Origin of the sequence: Mycobacterium intermedium (assembly GCF_002086275.1) — a bacterium.
GTDB lineage: Bacteria > Actinomycetota > Actinomycetes > Mycobacteriales > Mycobacteriaceae > Mycobacterium > Mycobacterium intermedium.
Genome location: NZ_MVHT01000129.1, coordinates 1 through 12765 on the forward strand (window position 1 = coordinate 1; position 12765 = coordinate 12765).

At 67.8% G+C, this 12765-nt stretch carries 12 protein-coding genes and 1 pseudogene; 4 read left to right on the forward strand and 9 right to left on the reverse strand.

Going from position 1 to position 12765, the window contains the following annotated elements:
- Positions 1–146 precede the first annotated feature (146 nt).
- The 3 genes from BST27_RS27950 to BST27_RS27960 are packed head-to-tail and all read right to left on the reverse strand — an operon-like array spanning position 147 to position 3047.
- On the reverse strand, positions 147–800 hold the full coding sequence (locus BST27_RS27950; RefSeq protein ID WP_197518093.1) for a GNAT family N-acetyltransferase: 654 nt from the start codon (positions 798–800) through the stop codon (positions 147–149).
- An 11-nt stretch (positions 801–811) separates the two neighbouring features.
- Entirely contained in the window at positions 812–2086 is a 1275-nt protein-coding gene (gene glp / locus BST27_RS27955; RefSeq protein ID WP_069418669.1) for a molybdotransferase-like divisome protein Glp, read from the reverse strand.
- Between the two features lie 52 nt (positions 2087–2138).
- Entirely contained in the window at positions 2139–3047 is a 909-nt protein-coding gene (locus tag BST27_RS27960) for a UTP--glucose-1-phosphate uridylyltransferase (protein WP_069418738.1), read from the reverse strand.
- 77 nt (positions 3048–3124) lie between these two features.
- Here BST27_RS27960 and BST27_RS27965 point away from each other — a divergent pair, with 77 nt between their 5' ends.
- From BST27_RS27965 to mscL, 4 genes are all read left to right on the forward strand, one after another.
- Positions 3125–3718 carry a 5-formyltetrahydrofolate cyclo-ligase gene (locus BST27_RS27965; protein WP_069418670.1) on the forward strand — a complete coding sequence of 198 codons (594 nt, stop codon included), beginning with the start codon at positions 3125–3127 and terminating at the stop codon, positions 3716–3718.
- 77 nt (positions 3719–3795) lie between these two features.
- Positions 3796–4122 carry an FmdB family zinc ribbon protein gene (locus tag BST27_RS27970; protein WP_079220224.1) on the forward strand — a complete coding sequence of 109 codons (327 nt, stop codon included), beginning with the start codon at positions 3796–3798 and terminating at the stop codon, positions 4120–4122.
- A 136-nt stretch (positions 4123–4258) separates the two neighbouring features.
- A complete protein-coding gene (locus BST27_RS27975) occupies positions 4259–4882 on the forward strand; it encodes an SAF domain-containing protein (RefSeq protein WP_139805418.1) in 624 nt (207 codons plus the stop codon).
- A 32-nt stretch (positions 4883–4914) separates the two neighbouring features.
- Entirely contained in the window at positions 4915–5388 is a 474-nt protein-coding gene (gene mscL, locus BST27_RS27980; protein WP_069418673.1) for a large-conductance mechanosensitive channel protein MscL, read from the forward strand.
- A gap of 3 nt (positions 5389–5391) precedes the next feature.
- Here the strand turns inward: mscL and BST27_RS27985 are convergent, their stop codons facing one another.
- The 6 genes and pseudogenes from BST27_RS27985 to BST27_RS34670 form a co-directional block, all read right to left on the reverse strand.
- Positions 5392–5937 carry a MogA/MoaB family molybdenum cofactor biosynthesis protein gene (locus tag BST27_RS27985; RefSeq protein ID WP_069418674.1) on the reverse strand — a complete coding sequence of 182 codons (546 nt, stop codon included), beginning with the start codon at positions 5935–5937 and terminating at the stop codon, positions 5392–5394.
- The gene (locus BST27_RS27990; protein WP_069418675.1) at positions 5937–7466 is read right to left on the reverse strand and encodes a S1C family serine protease; all 1530 of its coding nucleotides are present in this window, start codon (positions 7464–7466) and stop codon (positions 5937–5939) included. Before BST27_RS27990 ends, BST27_RS27985 begins: the two co-directional genes overlap by 1 nt.
- Before the next feature lie 78 nt (positions 7467–7544).
- Positions 7545–9089, reverse strand: coding sequence for a HAMP domain-containing sensor histidine kinase (locus BST27_RS27995; protein WP_069418676.1), 1545 nt, complete (start codon positions 9087–9089; stop codon positions 7545–7547).
- A complete protein-coding gene (gene mprA, locus BST27_RS28000) occupies positions 9089–9775 on the reverse strand; it encodes a two-component system response regulator MprA (RefSeq protein ID WP_069418677.1) in 687 nt (228 codons plus the stop codon). Before mprA ends, BST27_RS27995 begins: the two co-directional genes overlap by 1 nt.
- Positions 9776–10059: 284 nt before the next feature.
- Positions 10060–10233, reverse strand: coding sequence for a 50S ribosomal protein L32 (gene rpmF / locus BST27_RS28005; protein ID WP_069418678.1), 174 nt, complete (start codon positions 10231–10233; stop codon positions 10060–10062).
- A 123-nt stretch (positions 10234–10356) separates the two neighbouring features.
- Positions 10357–12687 (reverse strand): annotated as a pseudogene (locus BST27_RS34670) (PecA family PE domain-processing aspartic protease); the annotation flags it as partial.
- Between the last annotated feature and the right edge of the window lie 78 nt (positions 12688–12765).

Sequence of the window (12765 nt, forward strand, 5' to 3'; positions counted from 1 at the left end):
TCGCGCCCCCACCACAACCCTCACGGCCATCTCGCCGCAAAAGCTCCCCCCGCGCGCCACGGGGTGCAGCGAGATTGCCGCTACGGTCGCGCTTCGCGCCCCCACCACAACCCTCACGGCCATCTCGCCGCAGAAAACAAGAAAACTCAGGCCCAGCTGGCTTGACCAGACCGCACCAGCGTCGAGACCACCGATCCGTTGACCTCCTCGACGGTCATCGCCACCAGCAGGTGGTCCCGCCAGGCGGCGTCCACCTCCAAATACCGCCGCAGCAGACCCTCTTCGCGGAAGCCCACCTTCGACAACACCCGCCGGCTGGCCAGATTCTCCGGTCGCACGGTTGCTTCCACGCGGTGCAGCCTCACCTGCCCGAAGCAATGATCGAGCCCGAGCGCCAACGCCCCAGTCGCCACCCCACGCCCGGTGACCAAGCTGTGCACCCAATAGCCGATCCAAGCCGAGCGCAACGCCCCATGCGTCACGTTGCCGATCGTCAGCTGCCCGCAGAATTGACCGTCCAACTCGATCACGAAGGGCAGCATGCGCCCTTTCCGCGCCTCGGAACGCAGACTCGAACACACCGTGGGCCAGGCGGCGACGTTGTGCCTGATCGTCCAATCACCGTCGGTAACCGGCTCCCAGGGCTCCAAGAACGCCCGGTCGGCCAACCGGATGCGGCTCCACTGCGCGCCATCACGCATCCGCACCGGCCGCAGCCGGACTACCCCGCCGGCCACTCGTAACGGCCCCACCGACATTGGCCAGCCGGGGTGCCGATAATTGGGCCGCAACAGGTTCACCAAGGTGCAACTCAGCCGTGCTGAGCGAGGAACGCGACGTCGACGATCTCACCGGTGCGAATCTGCTCCGCCCCGCTAGGCACCACGACCAGACAATTCGCCTCAGCGAGCGTGGCCAGCAGATGCGACGCTCCCGGGGCTCCCCCTAGCGCCTGCACCAGGTATTCACCGCTTTCCTGGTCACGCATGAGCTGGCCACGCAGGTAACCCTTGCGCCCGGCCACCGATGCGATCGGCGAAAGCGTACGGGCTTGCACGATGCGGCGCATCGGGTGTCGCTTACCGAGCGACAGCCGGATCAGCGGCCGGACCATCACCTCGAACACCACCAACGCGCTCACCGGATTGGCGGGCAGCAGAAACGTCGGAACACCCTCGCGGCCCAGTTGTCCGAAGCCCTGCACCGATCCCGGATGCATGGCGACCCGCACCACTTCCATCTCGCCGAGTTCGGACAGCACCGCGCGGACGGCCTCGGCCGCCGCCCCGCCGACCCCGCCGGCGATCACCAGGATCTCTGCGCGGTTGAGCAGTCCCTCAACGATCTCGCGGAGTTCCTTGGGGTCGTTGCTCACGATGCCGACCCGATTCACCTCCGCACCCGCATCCCGCGCCGCCGCCGCCAAGGCGTACGAATTGACGTCGTACACCTGGCCATTGCCGGGGGTTCGGGTGATGTCGACCAGTTCGCCGCCCACGGCCATGACCGCCACCCGCGGCCGCGGATGCACCAGCACCCGTTCGCGGCCGACCGCAGCCAGCAACCCCACCCCGGCGGCGCCGATGATCGTTCCCGCGCGCACGGCGACGTCCCCGGGTTGGACATCGTCACCGGCCTTCCGCACGTAGGCGCCCGACGGCGCACCGCGCAGGATCCGCACGCGGTTCATCCCGCCGTCGGTCCACCGCAACGGCAGGACGGCGTCGGCCAGCGTCGGCAACGGCGCGCCCGTCTGCACTCGGGCCGCCTGGCGCGGCTGCAGCCTGGCGGGGGTACGTGAACCGGCCTCGATGAACCCCATCACCGGCAGGGTCAGCACTTCGCGGCTTTCCAGATCGCTTTCGGAAAAGACCTCCACGCCACTGGCGTCGCCGACACCGGCCACGTCGACGCTGCGCACCGCGTAACCGTCGATGGCGGCCTGATCGAAGCCGGGCAGCGGCCGTTCGGTCACCACTTCCTCGGCGCACATCAGTCCTTGCGCCTCGGCGATGGCAACACGAATGGGCCTCGGGGCTACCGCAGCTGCTGATATCCGGGCTTGCTGTTCCTCCACAGAACGCACAGCGCGCCTTTCCGTCGAGCCATGTGGCGAAGCCGGGCCGGATTTTCCCCGGCTACTGCTCGGTCAGGCCCAATCGCGCCACCAACCATCGCCGCAAATCCGGGCCATAGTCGTCACGATCCAAAGCAAAGTCAACCGCAGCCTTGAGGTACCCGCCGGGATTTCCCAAGTCGTGTCGGGATCCGCGATGCACCACCACATGCACCGGGTGGCCCTCAGCGATCAACAACGCGATCGCGTCGGTGAGCTGCACTTCGCCGCCGGCGCCGCGGTCGATACGGCGCAATGCGTCGAAAATCGCCCGGTCAAGCACGTAGCGGCCGGCGGCCGCGTACAGCGACGGGGCGTCCTCGGCCTTGGGCTTCTCCACCATGCCCTTGACCCGCAAGACGTCGTCGCTGCCGCCGGGGAGGGGCTCGACGTCGAAGACGCCGTAGGCACTGATCTCCTCCGGAGACACCTCGATGGCACACAACACCGTGCCGCCGTGCTGCGCGCGTACTTGCGACATCGTCTCCAGGACGCCGGTGGGCAGCACCAGGTCGTCGGGCAACAACACCATGACGGCGTCCTCGTCCGCCGCGAGGCTGGGCTCGACGCAGCTGATCGCGTGTCCGAGGCCCAATGGTTCGGCCTGCACGACGGATTCGACCTTGATCAGAGCCGGGGCGCGACGGACCTTGGCCAGCATGGCTTTCTTGCCGCGCGCCTCGAGGGTGCCCTCCAGCACGAGGTCCTCGACGAAGTGTGCGACGACGCCGTCCTTGCCTTCCGAGGTGATGATTATCAGCCGTTCGGCTCCGGCATCCGCAGCCTCGGCGGCCACCAGCTCGATGCCGGGGGTATCGACGACGGGCAGCAGCTCCTTGGGGACGGTCTTGGTGGCAGGCAGGAACCGCGTCCCCAGCCCGGCCGCGGGGACGACTGCCGTATAGGGAACAGGTACTTCCGTTGGTGCCATCGTCATCACCATAACTCGCGCCAACACGTTGGGGCCGGTGTGGCGACCTGAACCGGGCGGCTGTCATCTTTGAAGGCATGGCGACCGCGAGCAAGACGGCGTTGCGCGACCGACTGTTGGTCGCCCGGCGTCGTGTTGCCGACGAGGTCCGGGCCGACGAGGCCCGAAAGCTCGCCAAGCACGCAACAGCGCTGGTGAGCCCCACTTGCACGGTGTGCGCGTACGTGCCGGTGGGCTCGGAGCCGGGTTCGATCGAGATGTTGGATGCGTTGCTGCGACGAGCGGGTCGGGTGCTGTTGCCGGTAGCGCGCACCGACGCCGACAACTCGCCGCTGCCGCTGCTGTGGGGCGAATACCGCCCGGGCGAGTTGACGACCGCGCGCTGGGGACTGCTCGAGCCGTCCGAACCGTGGCTGCCCGCTTCGGCGCTGGCCGAGGCAAGTGTGGTGCTGCTGCCGGCGCTGGCGGTGGACCGCCGGGGCGTGCGATTGGGCCGTGGCCAGGGATTTTACGACCGCTCGCTGGCGGCGCGCGATCCGCAAGCCCAGTTGGTCGCGGTGGTGCGAGACGAGGAACTGCTCGACGAACTGCCTTCTGAGCCGCACGACGTGCCGATGACGCACGCGCTCACGCCAGAGCGCGGGTTTATCCCGCTGGTCAGCCGGGAATGATCGAAGTCACGTGGCGGTTCTAGCACTTGAGACGGTAGAGTGCTAACCCAGCGCTTAACATCATCCGGAGGTTTTCTGTGCCGACCTACAGCTACGCGTGTACTCAATGCGCCGACCGCTTCGACATCGTGCAGGCCTTCACCGACGACGCGCTCACTACGTGCGAGAAGTGCTCCGGCCGACTTCGTAAATTGTTCAACTCCGTCGGCATCGTGTTCAAGGGCAGCGGGTTTTACCGCACCGACAGCCGCGAGGCGGGCAAGAAGTCGAACGGGTCGACCAGCGCATCCTCGAACAGCGACTCGGGATCCGGGTCGAGCGCCAGCTCGAGTGACAGCACGTCGTCGAGTTCGACAGACAAAGCCAGCAGCTCCGCCCCGGCCACCGCGGGCGCGTCGACCTGACGATCTAGCACGATCTAGCACGATCTAGCGGCGTTATCCACAGGCGCGTCCTGACCGGCGTTTGCCGGTAGGGGGCTGCGGCTACGGTTGCGGCGTGGGGCAGTCGCTGAACCCGACGCTGCCGAGTCGCCTGGCAATGGCGTTGCGTCCGGATTGGACGCGCACAGTGCGGGCCCGGCGGATCGCTGCGGGCGCGCTGGTGGTGCTGGCCGGCGTCGCGGCGTTACGACCCGATCCTGCCGACGACCGCGCCGACGTGGTGGTGGCAGTGCGCGATCTGAGCCCGGGCGCCGCATTGACCGGAGACGACGTTCGCCTCGAAACCCGTTTGGCGACAACACTGCCCGACGGCGCGCAGACCGATCTCGGCGCGGCGGTGGGTGCCACACTGGCCAGCCCGACGCGGCGCGGCGAGGTGCTCACCGACGTGCGGTTGCTGGGCAATCGACTGGCGGAGGCGACGGTCGGGCCGGGCGCCCGGATCGTGCCGTTGCATCTGGCCGACAACGCGTTGATCGACCTGATCCGGGTCGGCGATGTCGTCGACGTGCTGGCGGCACCGGCCACCGAAGGGCAGCAGACACCGCAGCCCGTCCCCCGAGTGTTAGCCACCGATGCCGTCGTAGTGCTCGTCTCGGCCAAAAACAAGACTCAATCCACGGAGGCTGACCGCGTAGTGTTGATTGCGCTGCCGGCCCGCGTGGCAAACGCGGTGGCAGGTTCGGCGCTGGGCCAGAAAGTCACCCTGACCCTGCACTGAGTTGGCTGAGGGGTCCAGAAAGGAACGGCTCAATGTTAAAAGGGTTCAAAGAGTTTCTCTCGCGGGGCAACATCGTCGATCTGGCCGTTGCGGTCGTGATCGGCACGGCATTCACCGGTTTGGTCACCAAGTTCACCGAGAGCATCATTACGCCGTTGACCAGTTCGATCGGCGCAAACCAGCAGACCGATGTCAGCCTGCTGAAGATCCCGCTCTGGAACAGCGGTCAGGAGATCAACCTCAACACCCTGCTCTCGGCCTTCATCAACTTCGTCCTCATCGCGGCGGTCGTCTACTTCCTCGTCGTGTTGCCCTACGACCGGCTGCGTAAGAAGGGCGAAGTCGAGCAGGCCGACGATGCACAGGTCGTGTTGCTCACCGAAATCCGCGACCTGCTTGCGCAGACCAACGGGAACTCGCCGTCGTCAGGCAGGCACGGCGGTGGGGCGCCCACGCCGGAACACGGACCGCGCGCGCACGCTGAAGAACAGCTGGGCCGGGGCTGAAACTCAGATCTCGAGGCTCGACAACTGGCCGATGATGTGCGCGGCCAGCGGGTTCAGCGTCGCCATCCCGTCCCGCACCGCGTAACGAGAACCGGCCAGGTTGACCACCAGGGTGCTGCCGGACACTCCCGCCAGGCCACGGGACAACCCGGCGTCGGTGATTCCGGCGGACAGGCCCGAGGCGCGGATCGCCTCGGCGATGCCCAGGATTTCCCGGTCCAGGATGTCGCGCGTGGCTTCCGGGGTGACATCGCGCGGCGTCACACCCGTTCCACCGACCGAGACCACCAGGTCCACACCACCAATCACCGCGGTGTTGAGCGCGTTTCGAATCTCCACCTCGTCGGCCTCGACCGCGACGACGCCATCAACGACGAACCCCGCCTCGGTGAGCAGCTCGGTGACGAGTGGACCGCTGTGGTCCTCGTCCCCGTGCGCGGTGCGGTCGTCGACAACGACGACAAGTGCCCGGCCGACTACCAATTCCGCGCCTTGTTCCATGGGTGCAACCGTATATCCGAGGTCGGAAAGCTGCGCGTCGACCTTCATCACTGCTCCGCCTTACCCAGCGTCACCTGCACCGACCGGCTGCCGGCACCCGGCTCCTGGAAGGTGATCGAAACCTTGTCGCCCGGGGCCTTGGACCGCACCGCCGCGACCAACCCGTCGGCGCTGTTGATGACGCGGTCGTCGACCTTGGTGACGACGACGCCCTTCGGCACTCCGGCGGTCGCAGCGGCACCGTTGGGCACCACCTCGACGACCTTGGCGCCGGGAACATCCTTGTCAGTGGTCACCTGGACTCCCAACGAGGCATGCGATGCCTTGCCGGTGGCGATCAACTCGTCGGCGATGCGCTTGGCCTGGTCGACCGGAATCGCGAAGCCGAGGCCGATCGAGCCGCTTTGCGCGTCGCCGGAATCCGCGCCCATGGTCGCGATGGCCGAGTTGACGCCGACGAGCTGCCCGTTCATGTTGACCAGCGCGCCACCGGAGTTACCCGGGTTGATCGCGGCGTCGGTCTGAATCGCATCCAGGACGGTGTTCTGGTTGCCGGATTCCCCGGTGGTCGACACCGGCCGGTTGAGGGCGCTGACGATGCCCGTGGTCACCGTGCCCGCCAGACCCAGCGGAGACCCGATGGCCAGCACCGGCTGACCGACCCGCAGGTCGTGCGAGTTCCCCATGGCGATCGGGGTGAGCCCGGAGACACCCTGCACGCGGATCACGGCGATGTCGCTGGTCGGGTCGGTCCCGACCACGGTGAACGGAGCGGTCCGGCCGTCGTGGAACGTGACCGTCGTCTTCGGCGGCGGCGACCCTGCCGGCGGCTTGGCCGCGGCCGAGACCACGTGGTTGTTGGTCAGGATCAGCCCGTCGGCCGACAGGATGATGCCGGAGCCTTCCTCGGACTGCCGGCCCAAATTGGTCTCGAGCATGACGACGCTCGGTACCACCTTGGCCGCAACCTGCTCGACCGAACCAGGTGGCATGTTCGCCGCGGGGACGCTGGGCGCGCCGCCCGATGACGCCGTCGCAGCAGTGCTGCTCGCGGACTTGCTACCCAGCTCCACCACCGTCGCCGCAGCGCCGCCGATACCCGCGGACACCACGGCGATGGCCAGCGCACCAACGGTCAGCAGGCCCGCACGGGAACGCTTCTGGGGTTGGCGCGGCAGCTGCGGAGGCGGGCCCATCGGCGGGTACATCCCCGGTATCGGCCGCTGGCCGGTGTGGCCCGGCAGCGGACCTTGCATGGTGTGCCCGGGGATCGGACCCGGCCCCGTGGCCCGCGGTATCGGACCTGGACCGGTAGCGTCGGGCAACGGGAATGAGCCGGTGCCGCCGGGAACCGGATACGATCCGGTACCGCTCGGTATCGGATGTGACCCCGTGCCGCTCTGCGTGGGTGCCCCCTCGAACGGCTGGCGGTGTTCCGTCGTCGGCTGCTGATAACGCCAGTCGAACTGCTGGTTATACGCTTGCTGCGTCTGGGGATACGCAGGCGGCACCGACTGCTCCGATGCGCGATATCCCGGCTGCTGCGGCGGTGGCGAATACCTCGGGTGATTCGTCATGTCGCTAATGTGGCTCTTCTCCTGATTTGGGCCTTCGGGTACTGCCGTGAGGCTTAACGGTCAACAGTAGCTGCACAACTACGTTGCGCGCGCGGACTGAGAATCCACTGAGATAACATTCGCCGAATTCCGTGAGTTCCCATTGTCGCCGACGTCATCCTGACGTGCGCTGTCTGACATATCCGCCGACTCGGCCGGATAAACCGGCGTCGGCATCGGTCGGCCGGGCAGTAACACGCGGATCGACGTACCCGGCGGTTCACCACCCGGGACGGTGTCTTCGACCCGCAGTGATCCGCCGTGGTTCAGCACTACCTGCTTGACGATGGCCAACCCCAGGCCCGAGCCCGGCATCGCCCGAGCGGACGTCGACCGGTAGAACCTCTCGAACACCAGCCGCCGTTCCTGAGGCGCGATGCCGGGGCCTTGGTCCGACACCACCAGCTCGGCATGGGACGGATCGAGTTGGGTCAGCGTGACGCCGACCCGCCCGCCCGGCGGACTCCACTTGGCCGCGTTGTCCATCAGGTTCAACACCGCACGCGACAGCATGGCCGCGTCGCCGTAGACCTGCCATGGCATCGCCTTGACATCGAAATGAATGTCGCTGCGGCGCCGCTTGACTCGTTCCAGGCTGCGGTCGACGACGTCTGCCATATCCACCGGTTCGTGCACGGTCTCGCCCGCGTCACCGCGGGTGAGATCGACCAAGTCGCCGACAAGCGTGGACAATTCCTCTATCTGGCCCAGTACATCGCTGCGCAGGCCGTCCATCTCCTGTTCCGGAAGCCGCGGCGCCCCGGGTGCCATCGAGGCGATCAGCAGCTCGACGTTGGTGCGCAGTGAGGTCAGCGGGGTGCGCAGTTCGTGGCCGGCGTCGGTGACCAGCCGGGCCTGGCGCTCCCGGGATTCGGCCAGGGCCCGCAGCATTAGGTTGAAAGCCTCTGTGAGCCTTGCCAACTCGTCACTTCCGAAAACGGGAATGGGCCGCAGATCGTCGGTGCGGGCCACCCGTTCGGCCGCTTCGGTGAGGCGCGCTACCGGCCGCAGGCCGGCCCGGGTCACCATCCCGCCGGCCACCGCGGCGACCAGGACGCCGACGCCCCCCACCATCAGCAGCACAAAGCGCAGTTTGCTCATCACCGCTTCGGTGGGCCGCAAGCTCTTGGAGATGATCAGCGAGCTGCCATTGGGCAGGTGGATGGCAAGGACCCGTTGATCGCCCGCGGTACGCCGCGACATGAACAGTTCGCCGCGGATGACGGCCTTCTCCGGTGACCCGACCGGCAGGGTTTGGCCTGGCTGCTGGGCGGTGTAGATCGAATGGCCGGGGTTGACCAGCATGGCGTTGACGTCGGAGTAGGCGGTGCCTTCGATCGCCTTGCCGGGGTCGGCCGCCAACGAACCGCTGGCGATGAGCAACTGCGCCCGGCTCTGCAGCTGGTTGTCCAGGTCGCTGTACAGGGCGGCCGAGATCACCGCGTAGACGGCGAAAGACATCAGGACGACCACCATCGCCACCATGGACATCGCCAGCAGCATCACGCGCCACCGCAGGGACAACGAGCTGGTGGCCCGCAACGGGGTGCGCGACGGAGCTCGTTTGCGGCGCAACCGAATCATCAGGGCGGGGTTTCGCGTAGCACGTAACCCACTCCGCGAACGGTGTGGATCAGCCGCGGCTCGCCTTCGGCCTCGGTCTTGCGGCGCAGATACCCGACGTAGACCTCCAACGCGTTGCCGGAGGTAGGAAAGTCGAATCCCCACACTTCCTCGAGGATGCGGCTACGGGTAAGCACCCGCCGCGGGTTGGCGATCAGCATCTCCAGCAACGCGAACTCGGTGCGGGTCAGGCTGATGCGGCGTTGCCCGCGGGTGACTTCCCGCGTCACGGGGTCGAGGCTGAGGTCGGAGAACGTCATCGCCACCGACTCGGCGGCGTCCTCTGGCTTGGTACGCCGCAGCAGCGCGCGCATCCGCGCCAGGAGTTCCTCGAGGGCGAACGGCTTGGGCAGGTAGTCGTCGGCGCCCGCGTCCAGGCCGGCGACCCGTTCGGACACCGAGTCGCGCGCGGTCAGGACCAAGATGGGCAGGTCGTCACCGGTACTGCGGAGCTGACGGCACACCTCCAAACCGTCCAGGCGCGGCATCATGACATCCAAGACGAGTGCGTCGGGTCGATCGCTGGCGATCATTTCGAGGGCCTCGACGCCGTCGTGAGCAAGATCGACGGCATAGCCATTGAAGGAAAGCGACCTGCGCAGCGACTCACGCACTGCCCGGTCATCGTCCACGACGAGTATTCGCACGGAACTAGTTTCGTACGAACGCCTGAGACGGGGCTGAGAGGCACGCCGTGGAGGGGATGGGGCGGCACCGTACTGCGCCGGCTCACCTGCCCCCGCCGAGTCACATCGGCCGCATTGGCATCCGCTGCGGTCCCCCAAGCTTTTTGCCCAGCTACGAGCGACAACGTAGACGCCCGTTCTTGCTGGCGAACAGGCAGACAAGTGTGCCCGCCGGAACGGACGTCGATGCGGCTTGTGTGACGCTTGTTACCCGAGCGGCCGCTTAATGCCGCCAGGCGAACCGTCTAGCGCTTGTCCAGGTCGATCAGACCGAGGCGGGCCGCCTTGAGCAGGCGACGGGGCACCTTGTGCTTGTGGCCGGCGACGGTCACGCCGACGAGTTCCGTCTTCTCGGCCTTCCACTGCGAGCGCCGACTCCGGGTGTTCGCGCGCGACATCCTGCGTTTGGGTACAGCCATGGTCGAGTCTTCCTCTTTTGGTGAGAGCTTCCGCGCGCGCGGAGGCGCCGCGACATTTCGGTGACGATTGCGTTCAGGATAACCGGTGACTACCAGCTAACCCAATTTCGGCCGCGGTAACCGTCAACCGAAAGTTGTCGTCCCGAGCGCGGTGGGGTTGTACGAGACGTAGATCGGTTGCTGGGAGAAGGGGAAGTAGCCGGTGTTCATATTTCCGCCAGAGGTAACCCAAAGGTTGTTCGACCCGTTCATCGTGTACGAGTACAACAGCGTTGCCCCGTCTTCGGTGTAGACGGAAACGGTGGTTCCCGTCGGCAAGTATTGCCCGGCAGGCACGCCAGCTAGGGACGACGGGATGGTCCCGAAGATGCCACCCGAGTCGAACATCACCGGCGCGGTTTGCGGCGGGCCGTTGTTGATCTGGACAACGACGTTCGAGATCGGGGATCCGGCCACCGTAACGGCGCCGCCCGTCGTGTTGGGACCGAACACCACCTGGCCCGCGGGCTCGTTGATCAGCACGCCGTTGTTGAGCACGCCCGGTAGCGCGGTGAGGATCGTGCTGGTGCCGGGGAAACCGTTGTTGGGTCCAATACCCAACACGCCCACGGCGCCGGATCTGGACAAGAAGCTGTCCAGTGATCCCGGCGACGACGAGGTGATGACGTTGACGCCGGTCGGCACCGTTGTGAGGCCCTCGCCGAAGCTCACCGTCGTTGAATACGTGTTGTAGTTGTAGTTCAGGCCGCCGGCGTAACCGGCACTACCCGTCCCAATGACGTCGCCGAGGTTCTGCGACAGGAATGTCTGGGACAAGACGAGGCCGGTGGAACCGGTGTCGAGCAGCACCGGCACCATGGGTCCGCCGTTGATGGAGATGTAGACCACCGGCTCAGTGCCGTTGATGATGTACACCGGGATGCTGGCGTTGGTCAGGCTCGAGCTGCCCGCCAAGAGGCCGCCCGTAGCCCCGTGCAGACCGTTGTTGCCGTTGTGCCCGCCAAGCAGCGAGCCAAGCCCACCGGTGCCGCCGGCGCCGTTGGTGCCGTACGTGCCGTTGAGGCCTCCACTGCCGCCATTGCCACCATTGCCACCGTCGCCACCGTTGGCGCCGCTGCCGGCGCCCCCCGCGATGCCGCCCGGGCCCGCCGCTCCGCCGGCACCACCGGCACCGGCGTTGCCACCGTCACCGGCGGTGCCTCCCTGACCGCCGTAGGAGCCGCGACCGCCCTGCAGATCCCCGTAGGTGCTGGTGCCACCGTGTCCGGCGTTACCGCCGTCGCCGCCCCCGCCCGCGTCGCCCCCGCGACCGCCGTTGGCACCGATTCCACCAGCGCCACCGATACCGCCGGCGCCGCCCGCACCGCCATCGCCGCCGTCGCCGCCGTTGTTGGCTTGTGCGTTGAATTCGCCGCTGGCGTCGCCGCCGGCCCCACCGTGGCCACCTAGGCCGCCCGCGCCACCCGCGCCACCGTTGAAGCCGACATCGCCCATTCCGCCGTCGCCGCCGTCGCCGGCCGCGCCGCCCTTACCGCCGGTCCCGCCGGTGCCGATGGGTAGCTTTTGTGGCGCCGGTTGCTGGTTGAAGCCAGCGCCCGGCGCGCCACCCGCCCCTGCAGCCCCGCCGTTGCCTCCCGCGCCGCCGGTTCCGCCCGCGCTGTTGACACCAACGCTGCCGTCACCCCCGCCGCCTCCGGCACCGCCATTGCCGCCCGCGCCGCCATTGCCGTTGGAGCCGAACAAACCCTTGCTGATTCCGTCTGGCTGGTTGGCCACACCGCCCTGACCGCCTTGGCCGCCGGAGCCGCCGTTACCGCCGGCGAAACCGGGGTTGCCGCCGGCCGCGCCCGTGTCGCCGGCGCCACCATTCCCGCCGTGCCCGCCGGCACCCCCGCTGCCGCCACTGCCGAAGTACACGAAGTTGGCGGCCGCGACGTCTCGGCTGGAGCCTGGGCCTGGGTTGCCCCCGGCACCGCCGCTACCCCCGTTGCCGCCGCTACCACCGTGGCCGCCGGCGCTGCCCACGCCTGCACCACCATCCGTGCCCTGGCCACCGGCGCCACCCTTACCGCCGTTGCCACCGCTGCCGCTGACCGTGTCCACGCCACCATCGCCACCGGTGCCGCCCGTACCGCCGGCACCGGCGTTGCCGCCGTTACCGCCATTGCCTCCGTTACCACCGACTGTGGCCACGCCGCCGTTGCCGCCGTTGCCGCCATTGCCGCCATGGCCGGCGGCGCCGCCGACCTTCCCGTTACCGCCGTTGCCGCCGACACCGCCCGCGCCTCCGTCGCCGCCCGAGCCCGCATTGCCCGCGACGCCGACGCCGGTGCCGGCCTGCCCACCGGTGCCGCCATTGCCGCCGTGACCCCCGGTGCCGCCGACGGGGCCCGGGCTGTTGCCTTTGGCATTGGCTCCGTTACCGCCGGCGCCGCCGGCGCCGCCGTCACCGCCATCCCCTTCTCCCAGCAACCGATCTACGTCTCGTACAACCCCACCGCGCTCGGGACGACAACTTTCGGTTGACGGTTA

Coding starts and splice junctions, on each gene's coding strand:
- BST27_RS27960 (WP_069418738.1), bottom strand. CDS start 3,047: ATGGCACCAACGGAAGTACCTGTTCCCTATACGGCAGTCGTCCCCGCG.
- BST27_RS27965 (WP_069418670.1), top strand. CDS start 3,125: ATGGCGACCGCGAGCAAGACGGCGTTGCGCGACCGACTGTTGGTCGCC.
- BST27_RS27975 (WP_139805418.1), top strand. CDS start 4,259: ATGGCGTTGCGTCCGGATTGGACGCGCACAGTGCGGGCCCGGCGGATC.
- mscL (WP_069418673.1), top strand. CDS start 4,915: ATGTTAAAAGGGTTCAAAGAGTTTCTCTCGCGGGGCAACATCGTCGAT.
- BST27_RS27985 (WP_069418674.1), bottom strand. CDS start 5,937: ATGAAGGTCGACGCGCAGCTTTCCGACCTCGGATATACGGTTGCACCC.
- BST27_RS27990 (WP_069418675.1), bottom strand. CDS start 7,466: ATGACGAATCACCCGAGGTATTCGCCACCGCCGCAGCAGCCGGGATAT.
- BST27_RS27995 (WP_069418676.1), bottom strand. CDS start 9,089: ATGATTCGGTTGCGCCGCAAACGAGCTCCGTCGCGCACCCCGTTGCGG.
- rpmF (WP_069418678.1), bottom strand. CDS start 10,233: ATGGCTGTACCCAAACGCAGGATGTCGCGCGCGAACACCCGGAGTCGG.